Raw genomic sequence first — 23461 nt, 5'->3', positions numbered from 1 at the left:
CTAGCAAGGGTAAATGCGCCGTAAAAAGGAAAGGCTAAAGCAGATTATTGCTTTTTCGCGTTAGCTTGAGGATTTTTTGAACGTTTGTGCTGAGGCTTTGGCTTAAAAGGTGGTTTAGGTGCACCTGGCTTACAACGCTCATTTATTTTGCGCCACATTTTAGTGAGCTGTTTAGTTAGCTCTTCATTAGATTGCTCGTCAACACCAGTTTTGACCATCAACACAATATCGATATTATCAAGTTTATGACGATTTAATCGAAAGCTTTCTCGGGCAAGTCGTTTGATACGGTTTCGTTGACATGCTTTTTTGCAGCGTTTTTTAGCTACAGTTAAACCGAGTCTTGGATGACCAACATCATTTGGTTTTGCGAGTAGAGTAAAATAAGGCGTAGCAGCGCGAGCTGGCTCTTGAAATATGCGGGAGTAATGCGAGGGAGTTAACAGACGTAACTCCCTGCTAAAGCTAAAGTCTTCCACTAAATATTAAGCAGAAAGTACTTTACGGCCTTTAGCACGACGACGTGCTAATACTTTACGACCGTTCTTAGTCGCCATGCGAGCACGGAAACCGTGAGTGCGCTTGCGCTTAAGTACGCTAGGTTGAAAAGTTCTTTTCATAACAATTCCATCCGATCGGTTAAAAGTTAAAACATCCTATGCAGGTCGCGATCCTGGCACAGGTGCCATTGCGAGCGCGAGATATTAAAGCTGAGCGCGTCTAAAGTCAATCAAAATCTGTTCTCTGTGACTAAATAATCCACAGCGAGAGGTTCTATATCCTTTATATAGACAAAACTTGGCAAAGCTATCGAGCAAACATAGACGATCTACATAAAGTAGGATCAATACGAAATCGATCTGCATAGATCTGATCCGATGGGCGGCATTATAGCATTTAGTAAGAATAGGAAAAGCTCTGGAAAACTAAATTTGATCTTAATTTTGGGGTGAGATCGGGAGAGTTTTTTGCTATGATCTTACTTGTGGGTAAAAAATAAAAACCTTTAAATTTCATGCGTTTATTTTTTTACTAGGGTGAGATCTTGCTTTTTCTAAATGTCAATATTGAACTTGTGGATAAGATCACTTCATAATACCCCGCTTCCACCAGTGATTTTGTAATAAAAACTAAGTATTTCCGGCGATCCTTTCATTTAGATCTGACTATTCTAGATCTGAATGCTCTATTTTTTATTCCCGGGAATCAAAACCTATTGGAGTTCAGAGTGTATCTGTCGGTTTGGCAAAGTTGTTTATATGTTTTGCAAGATGAATTGCCATCTCAGCAATTTAGCATGTGGGTTAGACCACTACAGGCAGAAAGTACTGATGATACGCTAACTATCTATGCGCCAAATCGTTTCGTATTAGATTGGGTACGGGAAAAGTATCTCCACCGCATCAATGAACTACTGATTGAGATCTGTGGTGATGAAGCACCAGAGCTGCGCTTTGATGTAGGTAGCAAACCTGTGTTGGCTGCACAACCCAGTGTATCCAGCGAAAAGGCTGCAAGTGTAGGTCATGCAGCGGATAACGTGTCTATGCTGCAAGGCACTCAGCCAAAAATGGCAGAAAAAGTTGAGCCGGCTCCTAAATCTTCACACAAGTCTAATATCAAAGAGAATTATACCTTTGATAACTTTGTAGAAGGTAAATCTAACCAGCTGGCTAAAGCTGCTGCAACACAAGTTGCTGATAATCCAGGTTCTGCATTCAACCCCGTATTTATTTATGGTGGTACAGGTTTGGGTAAGACGCACCTGTTACACGCCGTAGGTAATGGCATCATTGAACAAAAACCGGATGCAAAAATTGTTTATATGCATTCAGAGCGTTTTGTTCAGGACATGGTTAAAGCACTACAAAATAATGCCATTGAAGAATTTAAGCGTTACTACCGCAGCGTTGATGCATTGATGATTGATGATATCCAATTCTTTGCAAACAAAGAGCGTTCGCAAGAAGAATTCTTCCATACATTTAATGCGCTGCTTGAAGGAAACCAACAAATTATTCTAACTTCTGACCGTTACCCTAAAGAAATAGAAGGGGTTGAGGACCGACTGAAGTCGCGTTTTGGTTGGGGGTTAACTATTGCTATTGAGCCACCAGAATTAGAGACTCGCGTTGCTATTTTAATGAAGAAAGCGCAGCAAAGTAATATTAACTTGCCACACGAAGTTGCCTTTTTTATCGCTAAGAAATTACGCTCAAATGTGCGAGAGTTAGAAGGTGCGTTAAACCGCGTGATAGCTAATGCCAACTTCACTGGTCGTCCAATTTCTATCGACTTTGTTAAAGAGGCGCTACGTGACTTACTAGCGCTACAGGACAAACTCGTTACCATCGATAATATCCAGCGCACCGTAGCGGAATATTATCGAATTCGTGTTTCTGACTTATTGTCAAAACGTCGTAGCCGCTCAGTTGCAAGACCAAGACAAGTTGCCATGGCATTGTCTAAAGAACTGACAAACCACAGCTTACCAGAAATAGGTGATGCATTTGGTGGCCGCGACCATACCACCGTGTTACACGCGTGTAGAAAAGTAAAAGCACTTCGTGATGAAAGTCATGAGGTAAAAGAAGATTATCAAAACTTAATTAGAACGCTGTCTTCTTAAGGGTTAAATGATGCAAATAACGATTCCAAGAGAACTATTTTTAAAGCCACTGGTACAGGTGTCGGGTGCCATTGAGCGCAAACATACACTACCTATTTTGTCTAATGTATTGCTAGAAGTGAAAAATGGCGCATTACATATGACAGGTACAGATTTAGAGATAGAGCTTGTTGCATCTGTTGCCCTTGAAACAAATGTGCCAGACGCCAAGATCACTTTGCCGGCGAAAAAGCTCCTAGATATTTGTAAGAGCTTGCCTGATAACTCTGATTTAGTGCTGAGTAGTCAGGAGCATCAACTTTTATTGACTAGCGGTCAAAGTCGCTTTTCATTGACAACCTTAGCAGCCGAAGATTTCCCTAATCTTGAAGAATGGGACGGTGAGGTTGAGTTTGCCATAACGCGTTTAGAGCTGAGAAAATTGCTAGAAGCAACGCACTTTTCTATGGCTAACCAAGACGTACGTTACTATTTAAATGGTATGTCGTTTGAAGTAGATAATAGTGAAATTAAAACGGTAGCCACTGACGGTCACCGTCTGGCAATTGCGCAGCAAAAATTACCTGAGTCATTACAAACGCAACGTCAATTGATCATTCCTCGTAAGGGCGTACAAGAGATCATGCGCTTATTGCCTGCGGATGATGAAACTATCACCATTCAATTTGGCGCTAATCATGTGCGTATCATCGACAGCGAATTTACTTTTACGAGTAAGCTGGTGGATGGGCGATTCCCTGATTATCGTCGCGTATTACCTCGTGGCGGGGACAAGCTGGTTACCGCAAACCGCGATTGGCTACGTAGTGCATTTCAGCGCGTATCTATTCTTTCTAATGAGAAGTTTCGCGGCGTGCGATTGAATCTGAGTAGTGGGCAATTGAAAATTAGTGCCAATAACCCAGAGCAGGAGCAAGCTGAAGAAATTGTTGAGGTAGGTTATCAAGGCGATGATCTTGAAGTAGGTTTTAACGTTTCTTACTTATTAGATGTGTTAAATACAATAAAGTCTGAAGATGTGCAATTTACGCTTTCTGATGCAAACAGCAGTGCGCTTATTGAAGCCGCTGGTGACGAACATGCAATGTATGTAGTTATGCCGATGCGTTTATAGATTTATGAGTTTAACTCACCTTAGCCTCAATGCGTTTCGAAACATTGAGGCGATGGCGCTTTCACCTAGCAATGCCGTTAATGTCATTCTCGGTGAAAATGGTAGCGGTAAAACCAGTCTGCTTGAAGCCATTTACTTTCTCTCCAGTGGTAAATCTTTCCGTACCAATCTGCAAAAATTAATGATCAAGCATGAAGCTTCTCATTGCGTTGTTCATGCTAAAAAACAACTATATAACTTGTCTATACCGCTTGGCATTAGTAAATATACCAGTGGTGAAACTAAGCTTCGAATTCAGGGGCAGGCAAGTCGGAAAGTGGCAGAATTGGCACAGGTTTTACCTGTTCAAGTTATTACACCAGAAAGCTATGAGCTGTTTTTTGGTGGTCCAAAAGAGCGTCGTAAGTTTCTTGATTTAGGTGTGTTCCACGTGGAACATCAGTTCTATTCCACATGGAAAATGTTCAATCAGGTGCTCAAGCAACGTAATGCTTTATTGAAATCTAAACCGAGAGATCTCCAATCCCATCTAAGTTATTGGGATAAGGAGTTTGTACGCCTTGCTGAGCAAATAAATATGTTTAGAGAGGCTTATATAGGTAGGTTTCAGACGCATTTTTTTGATAAGATAGGGGATATAAGCCCTATATTTAAAGGCCTTGAAATTCGCTTTCAAGCGGGCTGGAAGGGGGAGCTAGCTGAGGTATTAACGAATCAGTTAGAGCGAGATGTAAAACTTGGCTATACAAGTAAAGGGCCGCATAAGGCTGACTTTAACTTTTATACTCAAGGAAACAGCGTAGAACATATTTTTTCTCGTGGCCAACTCAAGTTATTACTGTATGCACTAAAAGTAATGCAAAACAGTTTGATTGACCAAGAGAGTAATAAGCAGTCAATTCTGCTTATTGATGATTTACCTTCGGAGCTTAGTGAAGATACTAAGGTGGCGGTATCGCGTCTGTTGGCGCAATGTCAGTCACAGCTATTTATCACTGCTATCACTCCAGAAAGTATTGCCGCCGTTATTGAACCAATGGAACGTGAAATTAAAATGTTCCACGTGGAACATGGCAGCTTAATAACAAAATAATTGGAAGAAACCATGTCGGAAAATTACGATTCGTCGAGTATTAAAGTACTTAAAGGATTGGATGCTGTAAGAAAGCGTCCGGGAATGTATATCGGTGACACAGACGATGGTACTGGTTTACATCACATGGTGTTTGAGGTCGTTGATAACTCAATCGACGAAGCACTAGCAGGATATTGTGACGATATTTTCGTAACAATTCATACCGATGGCTCTGTATCTGTTCGAGATAATGGTCGTGGTATCCCAACTTCAATTCACGAAGAAGAAGGGGTTTCTGCGGCAGAAGTTATCATGACTGTACTACATGCCGGTGGTAAATTTGATGATAACTCATATAAAGTATCTGGCGGTTTGCACGGTGTAGGTGTTTCTGTTGTAAATGCACTTTCTGAAAAACTACAATTAACAATCCGCCGTGATGGCAAAGTGCATCAGCAAAAATACACTATGGGTGTTCCAGATGCGCCGTTAGGTGTTATCGGTGAAGCGGAATCTACTGGTACAGAATTGAGATTCTGGCCAAGTGCTGAAACGTTCTCAGATACAAATTTCCACTACGATATTCTAGCCAAGCGCCTACGTGAACTATCTTTCCTTAACTCTGGTGTAAGCATCATTTTGAGTGATGAGCGCGAAGAGAATAAACAAGATCACTTCAAATACGAAGGCGGTATTCAAGCATTCGTTGCGTATCTAAATCGTAAGAAGACACCAGTTCATCAAAATGTTTTCCACTTTTCGACGGAACGCGACGATGGCATTAGCGTAGAAGTCTCTATGCAATGGAATGATGGATTCCAAGAAAACATCTACTGTTTTACGAATAACATCCCTCAACGCGATGGTGGTACTCACTTAGCAGGTTTCCGTGCAGCGCTTACACGTACGCTTAACACCTACATGGAAAAAGAAGGCTTTAATAAAAAGTATAAAACCAGTGCTACGGGTGACGATGCCCGTGAAGGTTTGACCGCTGTTGTTAGTGTTAAAGTTCCTGATCCTAAGTTCTCTTCACAGACAAAAGACAAGCTCGTTTCTAGCGAAGTGAAAGGGGCTGTTGAGCAAATGATGGCTGAAAAGCTAACTGAATTTTTGCTTGAAAACCCAGGCGATGCGAAAACCGTTGTAAATAAAATCGTTGATGCGGCGCGCGCGCGTGAAGCTGCACGTAAAGCACGTGAAATGACTCGTCGTAAAGGGGTCATGGATTTAGCCGGTCTACCGGGTAAACTCGCTGACTGCCAGGAACGAGATCCTGCACTTTCTGAACTATATATAGTGGAGGGTGACTCGGCGGGTGGTTCTGCTAAGCAAGGTCGTAATCGTAAGAACCAAGCTATCTTGCCTCTTAAAGGTAAAATCCTGAACGTAGAAAAAGCACGCTTTGATAAGATGCTTTCTTCTCAGGAAGTGGCAACACTAATTACTGCATTAGGCTGTGGTATTGGCCGTGATGAATATAACCCTGAAAAGCTAAGATATCACCGCATCATCATCATGACCGATGCGGACGTGGATGGCTCACACATCCGTACGCTGCTACTGACTTTCTTCTATCGTCAAATGCCAGAAATCATCGAACGCGGTTATGTCTATATTGCTCAGCCACCACTATACAAAGTGAAGAAAGGTAAGCAAGAGCGCTATATTAAAGATGATAATGCACTAACTTCATACCTAACAACATTGGCACTTAACGATGCTGCGTTATACCCAGCAGAAGGTGCTGAGCCAATTTCTGGTAACAAGTTAGAAAACTTAGTGCACGATTATCAAAATACGATAGATATCATTGAACGTTTAAAGCGTAAGTACCCGTCTTCAATCATGAACCGCTTGCTTTACCAGCCTGAGCTGACAGAGGCTGATTTATCTGATGAAGCTAAGGTAACGGCATGGACTGAAAGCCTTGTAGCTGATCTTGTGAAGAAAGACGAAGATGCTACTATCTTTAACGCGGAAGTGGCATTTGATGAAGAGCGCCACATGTATTATCCAGTGATCAATATTCGTCAGCACGGTGTTGATAAAGCGCATACTTTGAACTTCGACTTTATTACATCTAAAGATTATGTCCGCATTGCGAACACGGGTCGTCAAATTGGTAGTTTGATCAGCGAAGGCGGTTACGTACAGCGTGGTGAGAAGACTCAAGCAATCGAGTATTTTGAGGCTGGTCTTGAATGGCTTATCTCAGAGTCTAAGCGTGGCTTGTATACACAACGCTATAAAGGATTGGGTGAGATGAACCCTGACCAACTTTGGGAAACAACGATGGATCCAGATGCTCGCCGTATGCTACGTGTGACCATTGAAGATGCCATTGCTGCAGACCAATTGTTTGCAACCTTGATGGGTGACCAAGTTGAACCTCGTCGAGAGTTTATCGAAACAAATGCACTGAGAGTTGTTAACTTAGACGTGTAAACTCAAACATCTAGTAAAAAGGAGGGGTTTTCCCTCCTTTTTTTATGCTTTAAAGCTTAAAACCCTTCTGCGCTCGCGGTATACTGAGCATAATTTTCAATCATTGAATCTAGCGTGAGCGCCAAATTACTGCAGGCGTTTACATACGATAAGTACCAGATAAAAATAAGCCAACTATGCAAAAATACGATATCAAAACCTTCCAAGGTTTGATCCTGGCTTTACAGGATTACTGGGCGCAGCAAGGCTGTGTTGTAGCTCAACCTTTAGATATGGAAGTTGGTGCGGGTACATTCCACCCGATGACCTTCCTTAAGTCCATTGGTCCTGAGCCAATGTCGAGCGCATACGTACAACCTTGTCGCCGCCCGACAGATGGTCGCTATGGTGAAAACCCTAACCGTCTTCAGCATTACTACCAATTCCAAGTTGTATTGAAGCCATCGCCTGAGAATATTCAGGAACTCTACCTCGGCTCTCTAGAAGCGCTGGGCATTGATACATTGACGCACGAAGTACGTTTTGTTGAAGACAACTGGGAATCACCAACGCTAGGTGCTTGGGGATTAGGTTGGGAAGTATGGTTGAATGGCATGGAAGTGACTCAGTTTACCTACTTCCAGCAAGTTGGCGGTATTGAATGTTCACCGGTAACGGGTGAAATTACTTATGGTTTAGAGCGCCTTGCAATGTATATACAAGGTGTAGATAGCATTTATGATCTCGTTTGGACAGATGGTCCAATGGGACGCGTAACTTATGGTGACGTGTTCATGCAAAACGAGATAGAACAGTCGACATATAACTTTGAATATGCGGATGTAGAGGCATTATTCAAACAGTTTGACCAGTGTGAAAAAGAAAGCGAAAAACTAATTGAAGCAGGTCTTCCTCTACCAGCTTATGAGCAGGTAATGAAGGCATCTCATGCATTTAACCTGTTAGACGCACGTCACGCTATCTCAGTAACTGAGCGTCAGCGCTATATATTAAGAGTTCGTGCTTTATCAAAAGCCTGTGCACAGGCTTACTATGATGCACGTGAAGCACTTGGCTTCCCGCTTTGTAAGGATAAATAATGTCGACTGAAAACTTACTCGTAGAAATTGGTACTGAAGAGCTACCACCAAAGGCGTTACGCAACCTTGCTGAGTCATTCGCAGAAAATACTAGGCAAGAACTTGAAGCATTAGAGCTTAGTCATGAAGGCGTGAGCTGGTATGCATCACCTCGTCGCTTAGGTATTCAAGTTAAAGCATTACAAACGCAACAGGCCGACAAAGTAGTCGAAAAGCGTGGTCCTGCTATTCAGGCAGCATTTGACGCCGATGGTAACGCGACTAAAGCGGCGCTAGGTTGGGCTCGTGGTTGTGGTATTGATATTAATGATGCTGAGCGTTTAGAAACTGATAAAGGCACTTGGCTGCTACACAAAGCGAAAGTGGAGGGGCAACAGACCTTAGCGTTACTAAGCGATGTGATCAATAAAGCACTGGCTAAGTTACCTATTCCAAAGCCGATGCGCTGGGGTGCGAACAAGACGCAATTTATCCGTCCAGTACATACCGTGGCTGCACTACTTGGTAGTCAACAAGTTGAAGGTGAAGTGCTAGGTAAAGCTATCAGCAATGAGCTGCAGGGACATCGCTTCCATCACCCTGAGCGTGTTCGTGTTGAACATGCGGATGATAGTCATGCAGTGCTAAAAGGTGCATACGTTATTGCGGATTACGAAGCACGTAAAGCGTTAATTCGAGGCCAAATTGAAGCTGAAGCTGAAAAGCTCGGCGCGCAAGTCGCGATGGATGAAGACCTTCTTGAAGAAGTTACATCGCTAGTCGAGTGGCCAGTCACTTTAGTTGCTTCTTTTGAAGAAGCCTTCTTGCAAGTGCCAGATGAAGCACTTATCTACACCATGAAAGACGACCAAAAGTACTTTCCACTATTAGATAAGCAAGGCAACTTGATCAACAAGTTCTTGTTTGTTTCTAACATTGAAAGTAAAGATCCGAGCGTAGTGATCTCGGGTAACGAGAAAGTGGTTCGCCCGCGTCTGGCAGATGCTCAGTTCTTCTTTGAAACGGATAAGAAGAAAACGCTGGAAAGCCGTCTTGAGTCACTTGATTCAGTGTTATTTCAGAAGCAGCTTGGCACACTAAAAGACAAGTCAGAGCGTATTTCGGCACTCGCAGGTTTTATTGCGGAGCTGCTTGGTGCTGATAAGGCGCTAGCAGAGCGTGCAGGTTTGCTAAGTAAAACGGATCTTATGACTGAAATGGTCATGGAGTTTACTGATGTTCAGGGCGTGATGGGTATGCATTACGCGCGTATTGATGGTGAAGCGGAAGAAGTCGCACTAGCACAAAATGAGCAATATATGCCGCGTTTTGCTGGTGATAATCTACCGTCTAACCCAATCAGTTTTGCTGTGGCGCTTGCGGATAAGTTTGATACTCTGGTTGGCATTTTTGGTATCGGCCAGACACCAAAAGGCGATAAAGACCCGTTTGCACTTCGCCGTGCTGCCATCGGCGCATTGCGTATTATGGTAGAAAAAGAACTACCATTAGATATTCAGGATATCGTTGCCAAAGCAATGACGTTATTCGGTGATAAGCTAAGCAATGCAAATGTTGCCGATGAAGTGGTTGAGTTTATGTTAGGTCGTTTCCGTGCTTGGTACCAAGATGAAGGTATTAGCGTTGATGTGATCCAGGCTGTACTTGCAAGACGTCCAACGAGTCCAGTTGATTTTGATCGCCGAGTAAAAGCGGTTAGTCACTTTAGAACGTTGACGGAAGCTGAGGGGTTAGCCGCTGCCAATAAGCGTGTAAACAACATTCTAGCGAAGAATAACGTCGCGTCAGAAGCTGCGGTGGAGAGCTCACTCCTGCAAGAAGAAGCTGAGCAAACATTGGCTGCACAAGTTGCTGCGTTAACTGCTGAGCTTGCACCTGTTTATGCTGAAGGTGATTATCAAACTGCACTGACGCGTTTAGCGAGTTTACGTGAAGCAGTAGATAACTTCTTTGATAACGTTATGGTAATGGCGGACGATGAAGCGGTTAAAGCCAATCGTTTAGCACTACTTAGTCAGTTGAGTAAGTTATTCCTTAATACTGCAGATATTTCAGTGTTACAAAATTAATTGCTGATACAAAAGCCAGCAACTGCTGGCTTTTTGCTGATTGGTAAAAGCAAGTAAAAGGCTGTCTAGCTATGATTAAAAAACAAGGGGCAATGGCGATTGCGCTATTAGCACTTACCGCTTGTAGTAGTAACTTTCAATTGCCAACAACGTCAACTTCACCGGTTGTTGCTGGTGAGTTGGATAAGACAATGTATTTACGCGGTGACTTCACTCTGTGGGATGCCGAACCTCAGTATCGCCTTGAAGAAGCACAACCGGGGATCTACGCAACAAAAGCAAGATTCATGAGCCCAGGTAAAGTGTATGAATTTAAAATTGCTGATGAGCAGTGGAGTGAAGGCTACAACTGTGGCTATAAGAGTGAAGGGCAGTTAACGCTAGGACAACCGCTGGTCGCGGATTGTAACACGGTGTATAACTACTTTAGCTTTAAGCCAAGTAAAAAAGGTTGGTACGAAATCCGCTTAGATTATCGTAATCCTCGCTCACCAAAGGTGGTGATTGTAAAATCTTAAAAAAGCGGCAGATGCCGCTTTTTTATTGTCTATGACTTATGAGTTCAAACAGTGTGTTAAAGAGGAGATCACTGACCTTTCTTAATCACATATTTGTAAGGAGATTCAGCCACTGCTTTGGCTACCAAAGTGTGATCCATAAATTCACAGAAGCTCGGAATGTCTCTTGTCGTTGAGGGATCATCTGCGATAACTAACAACGTCTCACCTAAGTTCATCCGCCTCACCATGCCTCTAATCATCATTACCGGTTCCGGACAACGTAAGCCTACTGCATCTAAGGTATGGTCGGTATTATCAAAACTCATTGTGGTGGCCTTGTTAGTTACGAAAACCGCTATTTTAACCGCATGTTGTAAGTAAGCTCAAGTTTGGATAACTCAAGTCTTAGCCAACCGAGGTAAGGTAAATGCAGGTAATAAAAAAGGCAAAACAGTTGTGCCGTTTTGCCTTGGTCACCAAGTTGAAGTTGTGTGCTGGTATTGTCTTATAAAAGTCCAGTACCAGCTGGTTGGAATTAGTTATCTACGCGCTCGAATACGGTAGCAATACCTTGGCCTAAACCAATACACATAGTTGCAAGGCCGTACTTCGCGTCTTTCTCTTCCATTAGGTTGATAAGCGTTGTGCTAATACGTGAACCTGAGCAACCAAGTGGGTGACCGAGTGCAATTGCACCACCGTTGAGGTTTACTTTCTCATCTACCTTGTCTAGTAGGCCTAGGTCTTTTAGCACTGGTAGTGATTGCGCTGCAAAGGCTTCGTTTAGTTCAGCAACATCAATATCATCAATAGTAATGCCCGCTTGCTTCAAGGCTTTTTGTGATGCCGGAACTGGACCGTAACCCATGATGGAAGGATCGCAACCTGCTACTGCCATTGACTTAATACGAGCACGAATTGGAAGGCCGAGTTCTCTTGCCTTAGACTCGCTCATGACCAACATAGCAGAAGCACCGTCAGACAGCGCTGAAGAGGTACCAGCAGTGACCGTCCCCGATGCTGGGTTAAATACAGGACGTAGCTGCCCAAGACCTTCTAGGCTTGTCTCTGGGCGGATAACTTCGTCATGCTCGACAAGTACTGGTGTACCATCGGCATCATGACCTTCCATTGGCAGGATTTCTTTTGCGAAACGCCCTTCAAGGGTTGCGGCATGTGCGCGTTGGTGTGAGCGTACTGCAAATTCATCTTGCTGCTCACGACTGATACCGTGCATCAGCGCTAAGTACTCAGCTGTTAACCCCATCACACCGGCAGCTTGTGCTACAGATGTCGCAAGGCCTGGGTGAAAGTCATTACCATGTGTCATTGGTACGTGACCCATGTGTTCAACACCACCGATAAGGTAAGTGTCACCAGCACCTGTCATGATAGCGCGAGCTGCATCATGTAATGCTTGCATTGATGAACCGCATAGACGGTTAACCGTTACCGCAGGTACAGTATGAGGAATGCCAGCTAAGAGTGCAGCGTTACGACCAACGTTAAAGCCTTGCTCTAACGTTTGCTGTACACAGCCCCAGTAGATGTCGTCAATTGAGTCTGGTGCTACTTGAGGATTACGCTCAAGTAGGCCCTTCATCAAATGTGCGCTGAGGTCTTCGGCACGTTTATGCTTAAATACACCGCCTTTTGAACGGCCCATTGGGGTACGAATACAATCTACGATTACCGCGTTTTCCATGTTACTGGCCCTCCACTTGATAGAACACTTTACCTTCATCTGCCCACTGTCTAGTTTGCTCAGAAACTTGATAAATTTCACCAAGATGAGCGTACTTGTCAGCCATTGCTACAAAGTTTGCGAGGCCTATTTGGTCTAGATAGCGGAACGCACCACCTCTGAATGGAGGGAAGCCGATACCGTAGATCAGTGCCATGTCTGCTTCTTGCGGTGAAGCAACAATGTTTTCTTGTAGACACAGTAACACTTCATTGATCATTGGCACCATACAACGCTCAATAATCGTTTGTTTATCAAATTCAGTGGGTGCGTCACAAATGCTGCTCAGCAACTCAAGCGCGCTGTCGTCTTTGCTCTTCTTCAGACGACCTTTGCGATCTGGTGCGTATTGGTAGAAGCCTTTTTGGTTTTTCTGACCAAAGCGTTCGGCAGCCGCAAGTACAGCGACAGGGTCTTTGTCTTTACGTGCCATGCGAGTAGGGAAGCCATCAGCCATTACACCAGTACAATGGTTTGCCGTATCGATACCCACTACGTCTAGTAAGTACGCAGGACCCATTGGCCAGCCGAAGACATTTTCCATCACCTTATCTACTTTTGCGAAGTCAGCACCTTCTACAACAAGTTGGCTGAAGCCAGCAAAGTAAGGGAATAGGACGCGGTTCACGAAGAAACCTGGGCAATCGTTAACAACGATAGGAGACTTGCCAAGCTTTAAGGCATAATCTACTACTGCGGCAACGGTTTCATCCGATGTTTGTTCGCCGCGAATGATTTCTACCAATGGCATCTTTGGCACTGGGTTAAAGAAGTGCATGCCACAGAAGTTTTCTGGCTTCTCAAGTGCGGTTGCTAACTCATCAATACGAATAGTCGATGTGTTTGATGTGAGAATTGTGCCCTCAGGCAGTTGCGATTCAAGACTCGCCAAGACCGATTTTTTGATCTTTGGATTCTCAACAACGGCTTCAACAATAATATCTGAGCCTTGCAAGTCTTGGTCGTTAAGCGTTGGTTTGATTTTACCTAAAGTGGCAATCATTTTATCCATCGACATGTGGCCGCGCTGTACTTTCTTACCGAGTAGTTTTGCAGCTTCGCCCATACCAAGGTCTAGGGCACCTTGCTGGATGTCTTTCATGACGATTGGTGTGCCTTTGTATGCTGACTGGTAAGCGATACCGCCACCCATAATTCCAGCACCTAGCACAGCCGCTTGCTTAATCTCGGTGTTGCTTTGTTTCGCTTGCTTCTTAGCAACCGTTTTGATGTATTGATCCGCTAAGAAAATACCAGTTTGCGCTGCCGCTTCTGCCGTTTTGGCAAGTTTAGCAAAGTTTTGATTTTCGAGTGCCATCGCTTCGCTGCGACTAAGGTTAGCTGCCGCTTTAAGCGTTTGTACCGCCATCATTGGTGCTGGGTAATGGCCCTTGGTTTTTGCCATTACCATGCCTTCTGCCATACCAAAGCTCATGCCTTGCTCAACACGATTCATTTTCAATGGGTCAAGCTTAACTTGGCGTTTTGCGCGCCAATCCAATTTACCTGCAATAGCTTGCTCTAAGGTACGAATAGCGGCAGCCATGAGTTTGTCAGCAGGCACTACACCGTCAACCGCACCAACTTTTAGCGCATCATTCGCTCGGTTTTCTTGGCCTGTGGTGATCCACGTCATTGCGTTGTCAGCGCCGATTAAGCGAGGAAGCCTTACGGTACCACCAAAGCCCGGCATAATGCCAAGCTTAACTTCTGGTAGGCCAATTTTTGCGTTGTCAGTTGCGATACGGTAATCCGTGGCGAGCAACCACTCGCAGCCACCGCCAAGCGCAAGGCCATTTACTGCAGATAGTGTAGGGAAAGGTAAATCTTCTATTGCGTCGAAGACATCGGTTGCGCTTTTAATCCAGCCAACAAGTTCTTCTTCTGGGCGTTGGAAAGTCGGAAGGAATTCAAAAATATCAGCGCCAACAATAAAGTGGTCTTTGTCGCTGGTAAAAATTAAGCCATCAATGTCGTCGCGCTGGCTCAATTCGATAAGCGCTTTGTGGCTTTCCTTAAGTACTTGCTGAGATAGTTTGTTTACTGAGCCTGGTAGGCAAAACTTAAACTCAGCGATATTGCCTTTGCAAAAATCAACTACAAAGGACTCGCGTTTGATTAACATACATGTTCTCCCGTGCTTTACACTGGTACGATGAGTTGTAATTTCAATCAGTGTGGATCCTTTGGCGGCAAATTGCAATGAAAAATTTACCGCGCATTTACTGAAATACCTGAGTCGGTTTGCTATGGTGGCTTTACGCACCTCGCATTTAGTGTCGTTTATGAGCATGCTCGCAAATGACAAGCCGAGTTTTGGTCTTCAGCGCCACCTTTAGATAAGCATAATTTGGCTGTATTTCAATTTAGGTGTGTATTCTTTTGGCAGATAAAAAAGGGTTTGCATGACATATTGGTTACCCCGCTTAGCTGCAGGCAGCTTATGTATGGTGAGCTGGCTCTGTGCAGCCGATAGCACTCACGACGAATTTAAACAGGCCGAGCGTGTCGCTTGGTCTGGTAATTATAGTAATTTTAAAGCTGCAATAGCGCAGCTCGATCACCCACTTAAGCCATACGTTGAAATGGCGTTTTACAAGCGTCACCCTAAGCTCAAGTACCAGCAAGAAATTCAGCACTTTTTAACGGTATACGAGCATACCCCATTAGAATGGCCAGTACGCTCTGCTTGGCTCGATTATTTAAAGCGGTATAAAAAGAAAGCACGATTCATTGAGTTCTATCGTGAGACCAGTGATGTTGAACTCAAGTGTACGTATTTGGCGTATCAGTTGGATTTGGGCGCCCCCAAAAAAGCGATTCTTGATCAGGTGACAGATATTTGGACGGTGGGGAAGTCTCAGCCCAGAGCTTGTGATGGTCTTTTTAACCAATGGCAAAAAGCGGGGTATAGGACGCCCGATCGCGTCTGGCAGCGAATTACTAATGCCGCGCAATCCGGTCAGACTTCATTGCTAGATTATCTTGAGAAGCTGTTACCAAAAAATGAGGCTTATCTTGCCGAGCTTTATAAAAAAGTTCGCCAAGATCCGAGTGCGGCTGCTGGACTTTATCGGTTTAGTAAGCGTACTGAAAAAGAAGCCGAAATTGCGGTATATGGTGTAAGACGCCTAGTTTGGCGCGATCCAGATTTAGCGCTGCGTGCCTGGCAGAAAATGCAGGATATGTTTACCTTTACTCAGCAGCAAAAGGATAGCGTTGCTTATCGCTTTGCTTTAGCGCTTGCGTCTAAAGGCCACGAAGATGCACGATTTTGGCTTAATAAAGTGCCTAAATCGCTGCAGGACAAAAAGCTACTACAGTGGTTGATGAGTAACATGCTAAAAGAGCAAGACTGGGAAGGGATCTCGGCCTTATTCGTGGGTCACGAGCAGCTTAGCAATGGTCAGCAATATTGGCTTGCATACAGCCTCGCGAAGCGTGGCGAGTTGGCCAAAGCTAACGAGATTTGGCAGCAATTAGCACAAGAGCGTGATTACTACGGCTTTTTGGCTGCTGCCCGATTAGGATTACCAGTATCACTGAATGAAACGCCGTTAAATGTTGAACCTAGCATTGTAGAACGGGTATCCCATGCGCCTGGCTTTAAGCGGGCAAAGGCTTTATACGAACTGGAAAGGTATACTCAAGCACGCCGAGAGTGGAACTACCTTACTAACACCTCAAGCAAAGAAGAAAAGCTTGCTGCATCCATATTGGCTGCAGAGTTTGATTGGTATGACAGCACTATTTTTACCCTTGCACAGATCAAAGCATGGGACTACGTTGATTTACGTTTCCCGATGGCGTTTAAAGATCTGTTCACTAAATATAGTGAGCGTAATCGAGTCGATGTTGCGTGGAGTATCGCGGTTGCTCGCCGAGAAAGCTCTTTCGCACCGGATGCACGTTCGAGTGCGAATGCCCACGGTTTAATGCAGCTGCTGCCAAGCACCGCCAAATATGTCAACAACCGCAAGCGCGTGGCAAAAAATCGCCTTTATCATCCGGCCACAAACATTCGCTTGGGGACTAGTTATTTAGAATATTTGAAGCGTAAGAATGCCGGGAATGAGATCTTGGCGACAGCGTCGTACAACGCGGGCTATCATAGAATTAAGCGTTGGCTGCCTTCAGAGGCCATGCCAGCTGAGCTTTGGATTGAGTTGATCCCGTACAGAGAAACACGAGACTACGTGAAAAATGTGATGGCATATCGACAGGTTTACCATACTCGCCTTGGTCGTGATGGCAATATATTGGCAAGCATCTTGGATATGAAAATTGTGAAATGACCGCACATGGCTGGTGCTTAGACTCAGTTCGTCGTTTTTAGGTAACAGCTATGATAGACTCGAAAGTATGTGAATTTTTGAAAATGGGTACACCATGGATAAGTTAGCAAATTTATACGCAGAGCATATTGCCACGTTGCAACAGCGTACAAGAACGATAGTAGATAGAGAAGGGCTGGATGGGCTTGTGATCCACTCGGGGCAAGCAAAGCGCCAATTCCTTGATGATATGTACTACCCGTTTAAAGTTAACCCGCAATTTAAAGCTTGGTTGCCTGTTATCGATAACCCGCACTGCTGGATTGTGGTCAATGGTAGTGACAAGCCGAAACTCATTTTTTATCGCCCGGTTGATTTTTGGCATAAAGTGCCTGACGAGCCAAGAGATTTTTGGGCAGAGTATTTTGATATTCAACTGCTGGTTAAGCCAGATCAGGTTGAACAGTTACTACCGTACGACAAAGCAAACTATGCCTATATCGGTGAATATTTAGAAGTTGCACAAGCACTTGGCTTTACTCAAGTGAATCCAGAGCCGGTGATGAACTTCTTGCATTATCATCGTGCATATAAAACTCAGTATGAAATGGCATGTTTACGTGAAGCAAGCCGTCTAGGTGTGCTTGGCCACACGGCGGCGCGCGATGCTTTTTTTGCTGGTGGCTCCGAGTTTGAAATTCAACAAGCTTATCTAAATGCGACTCAGCATATGGAAAACGATACACCATACGGCAATATTGTTGCCCTGAATGAAAATTGTGCGATTTTGCACTATACCCATTTTGAGCGTAAAGCGCCGAGCAAGCACTTATCATTTTTAATTGATGCCGGTGCAAACTTTAACGGTTATGCGTCAGATATTACCCGTACTTATGATTTCGCTAAACAAGGTGAGTTTGCCGAATTGGTGAAAGTCATGAACGGTCACCAAATAGAGTTAGGCAAAGCATTGCAACCGGGCAAACTATACGGTGAGCTGCATATCGATTGTCATAATCGTGTGGCGCAAGTATTGAGTGACTTTGGTATTGTTAAGCTTAATGCTCAGGCTATCGTCGAGAAGGGGATTACTTCCACTTTCTTCCCTCATGGTCTTGGCCATCATATTGGCCTGCAGGTACACGATATGGGCGGATTTATGGCTGATGAAGCTGGTACGCACCAAGCACCACCAGAAGGCCACCCGTTTTTGCGCTGTACTCGTAAGATAGAGGCTAATCAGGTGTTCACTATTGAGCCTGGGTTATATTTCATTGATTCATTGCTAGAAGACTTGGCGCAAACAGATAACAAGCAGTATATCAATTGGGATAAGATTGATGCACTGAAGCCTTACGGTGGTATCCGTATTGAAGATAATATCATTGTGCATGAAGATAGATTAGAAAACATGACGCGAGACTTCGGTCTCGAGTAAGCTAATTTCTAGCGCTGAAAACAAGTATATTTGGGGGCCGATTGGCTCCCTTTTAGTTTGGAACATTATGTCTGAATACTTCATTCCGAGTGAGTCTATAAGCCATCACGAGGAAATTAAGAAAAGTACGTTTATCGTACATTTGGCCCATACGCCAACCATCGAAGATGCAAAAGCGTTCATAAAACAGATTAATGATGCGTATCCTGATGCAAGACACAATTGCTGGGCACATATTGCTGGAGCTCCAGGTGGCAGTCATGTATTAGGGTTTTCTGATGATGGTGAGCCCAATGGCACAGCGGGTAAGCCTATGCTAAATGTACTGATGGGATCTGGAATTGGTGAGATCACAGCGGTGACGACACGTTATTTTGGCGGTATAAAGCTTGGCACTGGGGGGTTAGTCAGAGCCTATGGGGGCACGCTTAACAACGCGCTAGCACAGCTAAGTACGACTAAAAAAGTACCTGCTTCTATCATTGTTGGCCAGAGTGATTACCATCTTCAGGGTGTGATAGAACAGCTATTACAAAGTCAGTTTACAGTGCTAAATTTAGATAAAGAATACGCTGCTAATATTACTTGGCAAATAGTAGTAGATAGTCGTGAAACACAACAAATCATTGATGCTATTTATGAATTAACCAATGGTGTTGTATTATTTAAGCAACTCAAGGAGTAGGATCTACTTCTTTACATTCACTCATTAACCTCAGGTTAAACAACAAAAAGCGCAGCGTACAAATGCAATTTCGTACCATAATAAAAATACTCGGGCAGTTAGTCGCTCTATTTAGTATCACTATGGTGCCACCAGCCATTGTATCTTTGATATACAAAGATGGTGGTGGTGTACCTTTTGTTTTAGCTTTCATTTTTAGTGTGCTAATGGGTCTGTTTGCGTACTACCCAAACCGCAAGGAAAACGGTGATCTTAAAGCCAGAGAGGGCTTCTTAATCGTTGTCTTATTCTGGCTGGTACTGGGGTCGTTTGCATCATTGCCGCTCATTTTCTTAGATAAACCGAATCTATCTCTAGCAGATGCCGTGTTTGAAGCTTTTTCTGGGCTGACAACGACAGGGGCCACGGTATTGACGGGTATAGAACACTTACCCAAAGCGGTATTGTTCTATCGCCAGCAGTTGCAGTGGCTTGGTGGTATGGGGATCATCGTATTAGCTGTAGCCGTCCTCCCTATGCTTGGGGTTGGTGGTATGCAGTTATATCGTGCTGAAACACCAGGTCCAGTTAAAGACTCAAAAATGACACCGCGCATTGCCGATACCGCTAAGCACCTTTGGTATATCTATGTATCGCTAACGGCGGCTTGTACACTGGCCTATTGGGTCGCAGGAATGAATTGGTTTGATGCTATCTGTCATGCGTTTGCCACGATAGCCATCGGCGGCTTCTCAACCTATGATGCTTCTATGGGTTACTTCGATAATCCATTTATTAATGTTATTTGTGTCGTCTTTTTATTGATTGCTGCCATTAACTTTTCGCTACATTATGCTGCTGTATCGAGCCGTAATATTAAAGCTTATTTGCGAGATCCTGAGTTTAAAGTCTTTCTATTTATCCAGTTGGCGTTGGTGGTGATTTGCTTTGCGGTATTGTCGTCAAACAATGTCTATGAAACGGGTGATGAAACTTTAGATCAAGCGATGTTTCAGGCTGTGTCAATTAGCACTACCGCAGGCTTTGCGACCGATAGTTTCTCAACCTGGCCGCTGTTTTTACCTATTCTGCTGATTTTCTCCAGCTTTATTGGTGGTTGTGCTGGCTCTACGGGTGGTGGGATGAAGGTTGTACGTGTCTTTTTGCTTTATTTACAGGGGATCCGTGAGCTTAATCGTTTAGTGCATCCGCGTGCCATATACTCGATAAAATTGGGTCGAAAGGCACTACCAGACAAAGTGGTCGAAGCGGTGTGGGGGTTTTTCTCGGCTTATGCACTGGTGTTTGTGATTATTATGATTGCATTGTTGGGTACGGGGCTCGATAACATTACCGCATTTTCAGCAACTGCGGCGTGTCTAAACAACTTGGGGCCAGGGTTGGGAGAGGTTGCGGCGCATTATGGTGATATTAGTGATACTGCAAAGTGGATCCTTACGCTTGCAATGGTCTTTGGTCGCTTAGAGATCTTTACACTGTTAGTCTTATTTACTCCTACCTTCTGGCGTGGGTAACTGTGCTTAAGTTGTGGCTCTTTTGCTAAGAGCCTACAACTGACAGTATTATTACTTCGCTTCTGTTGCTACAGTGACAAGTTGTCATCTTATTTTTGAACTTCGCAAAGAAAAAGTTAATAAAAATTTCAAAAACTCGGATTTTCGGGGTTTTCAAGTGTCAGTATTTTTACAACGATTTAACTTGGAGGCGACGATATTGCTTGCCACACGCTTTTCAGATAAAGGATTTAAAGTAATAAAGGGATTTGCTGCTAGCCATGAGCAGGGCTTAGGTATGCAGCTTATAGAACGAAGCGTAATGCAGTTGAATAGCTTAATTGATGAAGTCGGTTACTTGCAGCTTAATCAGCTTACATTAGGGCGTGCACAGAGCTATGACTTATTTCATCAAGTTGGCTGTGAGAGCGGTGCGCGTTTCGTTGTCCAAGTGATCTCAGAAAATGAGCTCTGGCAAAGGCGCCAGATACCAGCAATTGTCGATGATTTTGAGACAGTGGGCTGTGTAGTCAAGCGTGATGTCTCGGGCATATTATTTGTTGCTAAGCGCAATAGCGAACCTATGATGTTGTTTATTGAAGCTGAAGAGCTCGCACTACCACAAAGCTCACTTGAAGTACAAAGTAGAATGATGACGCTAAGAGATGGCGCAATAATGTTAAAAAGTCACTTTTTAGTAAAATAACCGTCCCTTTTTTAGGTTCTTTTGATAGTCGAAGAGTTGTAATTAATCTGAATTCAGTTTTAAATGGCCTTCCACTAAAACTGCTACAATAAAAAAGTAGTAGAGTGAACTCAGGAAGGGTTGGATCCATGTTAAAAACTCAGGAGGTTGGGCAAGATACTTTGCTCACCGCTATCAGCGCTGGAAGTATTGTTGATTTAGAAATTTGTTTACCGGCAAATAGCAAGCGAGTAAAAACAGAATACGTCGGTATGCTCCAAGGGGCGTTTTTAATTCTTAACCATCCCAACCCTAAGCGATTAGGCGCGGCGCTGGACTTTGTGATGGAAGGGACTTCGGTTATCGTCCGAGCTTTGCTCGAAAATGGCGATGGTCAGGTCATTGCATTCAAATCGCAAATAAAAGCGGTCTCAGTCCATCCCGCGCGGCTTATTTTTCTTTATTTACCTGAAAAAGTACAAACCTACAAACTCCGCTCGCAAAACCGGGTGCCAACCTTGATTCCCGCAAAATTTCACTGTCATGGCAGTAAAGATGTCGGGGTTATAAAGGACATTTCACTTGCTGGTTTACAGCTAGACTTAACGTCGATTGATGCCGAGCATATGGAAGAGGGGCTGAAATGTGAGGTTTTCATTGAAGGTAAAGAAGGGAATCAGATCACGCTAGAGGGAGATATTCGGCGTATAAAAAGCCATGATCAAATCGTCTCTTTAGGTATTCACTTAACTTCAGCTCCGGACATAATCCGTAGTGTACTAAAAGATTACCTTATCGACTTGTCTATTTTTCAAGATCAACAAGAGACTTAGCGAACATAGTGCTTTAGACAAATAAAGCACTTACTTGGAAGAGTTTTTCCACAACGCCGATTTGCTTTTTGTCGATCAGGAACATGATCACATGGTCGCCAGAGAGAATTATAGTATCGTCATGTGCGATCAGTACATCTTCATCACGGACAATGGCACCAATAGTCGCGCCAGGTGGTAATTTGATATCCCGAATAGCACGGCCAACAACCTTTGAGGTGTTTTCATCGCCATGTGCGACGGCTTCAATGGCCTCTGCTGCACCTTTACGCAATGAATACACGTTAACGATATCACCACGGCGAACGTGGGTGAGTAGCGCTGAGATAGTCGCTTGTTGTGGTGAGATAGCAATATCAATGTCGCCACCCTGCACGAGGTCGACATAGGCTCCTCGTTGAATAAGCGCCATGGTTTTTTGTACGCCCATACGTTTTGCAAGCATCGCAGCCATAATATTGGCTTCGTCGTCGTTCGTCACCGCGATGAACACGTCCACTTGCTCTATATGTTCTTCTGATAGCAATTCTTGGTCTGAGGCATCGCCACAAAAAACCACCGTATTGTCTAGCGTTTCAGACAATTGTGTGGCCCGAGCTTGATTGCGCTCAATAAGCTTGACGCTGTGGTTCTTGTCTAATGAACTGGCGAGTCCCGCACCTATGTTACCGCCACCGGCAATCATAATTTTTTTGTAAGAGCGTTCGAGCTTTTGTAGCTCGTTCATGACCGCACGAATATGCTTAGTTGCGGCGATAAAGAAGACTTCATCATCGGCTTCAATTACAGTGGTGCCGAGTGGCTTGATGGCTTTGCCTTGACGATAAATAGCGGCAACGCGGGTATCGACGTTTGGAATATGCTCTTTTAATGCAGAAAGTGCATAGCCAACAAGTAAACCACCGTAATAAGCTTTAACCGCGACGAGTGACAACATGCCCTCGGCAAATTGCAGCACCTGTAAAGCGCCTGGGTAATCTATTAACCTACGGATATATTGTGTTACTAGCTGTTCTGGTGCGATGTAATGGTCGACTGGTAGGTCGTCATTATGAAACAGTTTTTCTTTGTACTTTAAGTATTGCTCAGAACGGATCCGCGCAATTTTGGTCGGCGTATTGAAAATACTATAGGCAACCTGACACGCAATCATATTGACTTCATCCGAGCTGGTTACGGCGATTATCATGTCGGCATCTTCAGCACCTGCTTGGCGTAAGATATCTGGGTGCGCACTGTGGCCAGTGACCCCTTGTAGATCGTATTTGTCTTGCAGCTCTCTTAAGCGCTCGCCATCGATGTCGACAACAGTAATTTCGTTTTCTTCACCGACGAGGTTTTCTGCCAGTGTTCCGCCGACTTGGCCGGCGCCTAAGATGATGATTTTCATATTGG

19 protein-coding genes are annotated in these 23461 nt (G+C 44.1%); 13 read left to right on the top strand and 6 right to left on the bottom strand.

The window, feature by feature from the left end; genetic code table 11:
• Positions 1 to 44: 44 nt before the first annotated feature.
• Together rnpA and rpmH are read right to left on the bottom strand one after the other, a co-directional pair.
• Positions 45 to 479 (bottom strand): ribonuclease P protein component, encoded by a 435-nt coding sequence (rnpA, locus tag CWC03_RS01075; RefSeq protein ID WP_010376847.1) that lies wholly within the window; start codon positions 477 to 479, stop codon positions 45 to 47.
• Positions 480 to 485: 6 nt separating this feature from the next.
• The gene (gene rpmH / locus CWC03_RS01070) at positions 486 to 620 is read right to left on the bottom strand and encodes a 50S ribosomal protein L34 (protein WP_010376846.1); all 135 of its coding nucleotides are present in this window, start codon (positions 618 to 620) and stop codon (positions 486 to 488) included.
• Between the two features lie 608 nt (positions 621 to 1228).
• Here rpmH and dnaA point away from each other — a divergent pair.
• The 7 genes from dnaA (at position 1229) to CWC03_RS01035 (ending at position 10932) form a co-directional block, all read left to right on the top strand.
• Positions 1229 to 2629 (top strand): chromosomal replication initiator protein DnaA, encoded by a 1401-nt coding sequence (gene dnaA / locus CWC03_RS01065; RefSeq protein ID WP_138522627.1) that lies wholly within the window; start codon positions 1229 to 1231, stop codon positions 2627 to 2629.
• A gap of 10 nt (positions 2630 to 2639) precedes the next feature.
• On the top strand, positions 2640 to 3743 hold the full coding sequence (dnaN, locus tag CWC03_RS01060; protein WP_128727325.1) for a DNA polymerase III subunit beta: 1104 nt from the start codon (positions 2640 to 2642) through the stop codon (positions 3741 to 3743).
• Between the two features lie 4 nt (positions 3744 to 3747).
• The gene (recF, locus tag CWC03_RS01055; protein ID WP_138580233.1) at positions 3748 to 4836 is read left to right on the top strand and encodes a DNA replication/repair protein RecF; all 1089 of its coding nucleotides are present in this window, start codon (positions 3748 to 3750) and stop codon (positions 4834 to 4836) included.
• Positions 4837 to 4848: 12 nt separating this feature from the next.
• Positions 4849 to 7266 (top strand): DNA topoisomerase (ATP-hydrolyzing) subunit B, encoded by a 2418-nt coding sequence (gene gyrB / locus CWC03_RS01050; RefSeq protein ID WP_138580232.1) that lies wholly within the window; start codon positions 4849 to 4851, stop codon positions 7264 to 7266.
• 176 nt (positions 7267 to 7442) lie between these two features.
• Complete coding sequence (gene glyQ / locus CWC03_RS01045; RefSeq protein WP_010376835.1) at positions 7443 to 8345, top strand: glycine--tRNA ligase subunit alpha; 903 nt, start codon at positions 7443 to 7445, stop codon at positions 8343 to 8345.
• Entirely contained in the window at positions 8345 to 10414 is a 2070-nt protein-coding gene (gene glyS / locus CWC03_RS01040) for a glycine--tRNA ligase subunit beta (protein ID WP_138580231.1), read from the top strand. Before glyQ ends, glyS begins: the two co-directional genes overlap by 1 nt.
• A gap of 71 nt (positions 10415 to 10485) precedes the next feature.
• Positions 10486 to 10932, top strand: coding sequence for an early set domain-containing protein (locus tag CWC03_RS01035; RefSeq protein ID WP_138580230.1), 447 nt, complete (start codon positions 10486 to 10488; stop codon positions 10930 to 10932).
• Positions 10933 to 11000: 68 nt separating this feature from the next.
• On the opposite strand, the gene tusA is transcribed toward CWC03_RS01035, so the two are convergent.
• The 3 genes from tusA to fadB all read right to left on the bottom strand — a co-directional run bounded on the left by tusA (position 11001) and on the right by fadB (position 14783).
• Complete coding sequence (gene tusA / locus CWC03_RS01030) at positions 11001 to 11240, bottom strand: sulfurtransferase TusA (RefSeq protein WP_010376829.1); 240 nt, start codon at positions 11238 to 11240, stop codon at positions 11001 to 11003.
• Positions 11241 to 11449: 209 nt separating this feature from the next.
• On the bottom strand, positions 11450 to 12619 hold the full coding sequence (gene fadA, locus CWC03_RS01025) for an acetyl-CoA C-acyltransferase FadA (protein WP_138580229.1): 1170 nt from the start codon (positions 12617 to 12619) through the stop codon (positions 11450 to 11452).
• A gap of 1 nt (position 12620) precedes the next feature.
• The gene (fadB, locus tag CWC03_RS01020; protein WP_138580228.1) at positions 12621 to 14783 is read right to left on the bottom strand and encodes a fatty acid oxidation complex subunit alpha FadB; all 2163 of its coding nucleotides are present in this window, start codon (positions 14781 to 14783) and stop codon (positions 12621 to 12623) included.
• Between the two features lie 280 nt (positions 14784 to 15063).
• Between fadB and CWC03_RS01015 the strand changes: the two genes are divergently transcribed.
• From CWC03_RS01015 to CWC03_RS00990, 6 genes are all read left to right on the top strand, one after another.
• A complete protein-coding gene (locus CWC03_RS01015) occupies positions 15064 to 16953 on the top strand; it encodes a transglycosylase SLT domain-containing protein (RefSeq protein WP_138580227.1) in 1890 nt (629 codons plus the stop codon).
• A gap of 94 nt (positions 16954 to 17047) precedes the next feature.
• Positions 17048 to 18370: a Xaa-Pro dipeptidase gene (pepQ, locus tag CWC03_RS01010; protein ID WP_138580226.1), complete on the top strand. Its 1323-nt coding sequence runs from the start codon at positions 17048 to 17050 to the stop codon at positions 18368 to 18370.
• 67 nt (positions 18371 to 18437) lie between these two features.
• Positions 18438 to 19055, top strand: a complete 618-nt coding sequence (locus CWC03_RS01005; RefSeq protein ID WP_138580225.1) for a YigZ family protein — start codon at positions 18438 to 18440, stop codon at positions 19053 to 19055.
• Positions 19056 to 19117: 62 nt separating this feature from the next.
• On the top strand, positions 19118 to 20569 hold the full coding sequence (locus tag CWC03_RS01000) for a TrkH family potassium uptake protein (RefSeq protein WP_138580224.1): 1452 nt from the start codon (positions 19118 to 19120) through the stop codon (positions 20567 to 20569).
• A 157-nt stretch (positions 20570 to 20726) separates the two neighbouring features.
• Positions 20727 to 21254, top strand: coding sequence for a hypothetical protein (locus CWC03_RS00995; RefSeq protein WP_249313912.1), 528 nt, complete (start codon positions 20727 to 20729; stop codon positions 21252 to 21254).
• A 128-nt stretch (positions 21255 to 21382) separates the two neighbouring features.
• Positions 21383 to 22066 carry a flagellar brake domain-containing protein gene (locus CWC03_RS00990; RefSeq protein WP_138580223.1) on the top strand — a complete coding sequence of 228 codons (684 nt, stop codon included), beginning with the start codon at positions 21383 to 21385 and terminating at the stop codon, positions 22064 to 22066.
• Between the two features lie 13 nt (positions 22067 to 22079).
• Here the strand turns inward: CWC03_RS00990 and trkA are convergent, their stop codons facing one another.
• A complete protein-coding gene (gene trkA, locus CWC03_RS00985; protein WP_138580222.1) occupies positions 22080 to 23456 on the bottom strand; it encodes a Trk system potassium transporter TrkA in 1377 nt (458 codons plus the stop codon).
• Between the last annotated feature and the right edge of the window lie 5 nt (positions 23457 to 23461).

The sequence above is a fragment of the Pseudoalteromonas sp. S2755 genome (assembly GCF_005886535.1).
GTDB lineage: Bacteria > Pseudomonadota > Gammaproteobacteria > Enterobacterales > Alteromonadaceae > Pseudoalteromonas.
This window is presented reverse-complemented; position numbering and strand designations above follow the sequence as displayed.

What these genes read in the sequence shown, in the direction of transcription:
- rpmH (WP_010376846.1), bottom strand. Translation starts at nt 620, where the DNA reads ATGAAAAGAACTTTTCAACCTAGCGTACTTAAGCGCAAGCGCACTCAC.
- dnaN (WP_128727325.1), top strand. Translation starts at nt 2,640, where the DNA reads ATGCAAATAACGATTCCAAGAGAACTATTTTTAAAGCCACTGGTACAG.
- recF (WP_138580233.1), top strand. Translation starts at nt 3,748, where the DNA reads ATGAGTTTAACTCACCTTAGCCTCAATGCGTTTCGAAACATTGAGGCG.
- gyrB (WP_138580232.1), top strand. Translation starts at nt 4,849, where the DNA reads ATGTCGGAAAATTACGATTCGTCGAGTATTAAAGTACTTAAAGGATTG.
- glyQ (WP_010376835.1), top strand. Translation starts at nt 7,443, where the DNA reads ATGCAAAAATACGATATCAAAACCTTCCAAGGTTTGATCCTGGCTTTA.
- glyS (WP_138580231.1), top strand. Translation starts at nt 8,345, where the DNA reads ATGTCGACTGAAAACTTACTCGTAGAAATTGGTACTGAAGAGCTACCA.
- CWC03_RS01035 (WP_138580230.1), top strand. Translation starts at nt 10,486, where the DNA reads ATGATTAAAAAACAAGGGGCAATGGCGATTGCGCTATTAGCACTTACC.
- tusA (WP_010376829.1), bottom strand. Translation starts at nt 11,240, where the DNA reads ATGAGTTTTGATAATACCGACCATACCTTAGATGCAGTAGGCTTACGT.
- fadA (WP_138580229.1), bottom strand. Translation starts at nt 12,619, where the DNA reads ATGGAAAACGCGGTAATCGTAGATTGTATTCGTACCCCAATGGGCCGT.
- fadB (WP_138580228.1), bottom strand. Translation starts at nt 14,783, where the DNA reads ATGTTAATCAAACGCGAGTCCTTTGTAGTTGATTTTTGCAAAGGCAAT.
- CWC03_RS01015 (WP_138580227.1), top strand. Translation starts at nt 15,064, where the DNA reads ATGACATATTGGTTACCCCGCTTAGCTGCAGGCAGCTTATGTATGGTG.
- pepQ (WP_138580226.1), top strand. Translation starts at nt 17,048, where the DNA reads ATGGATAAGTTAGCAAATTTATACGCAGAGCATATTGCCACGTTGCAA.
- CWC03_RS01005 (WP_138580225.1), top strand. Translation starts at nt 18,438, where the DNA reads ATGTCTGAATACTTCATTCCGAGTGAGTCTATAAGCCATCACGAGGAA.
- CWC03_RS01000 (WP_138580224.1), top strand. Translation starts at nt 19,118, where the DNA reads ATGCAATTTCGTACCATAATAAAAATACTCGGGCAGTTAGTCGCTCTA.
- CWC03_RS00990 (WP_138580223.1), top strand. Translation starts at nt 21,383, where the DNA reads ATGTTAAAAACTCAGGAGGTTGGGCAAGATACTTTGCTCACCGCTATC.
- trkA (WP_138580222.1), bottom strand. Translation starts at nt 23,456, where the DNA reads ATGAAAATCATCATCTTAGGCGCCGGCCAAGTCGGCGGAACACTGGCA.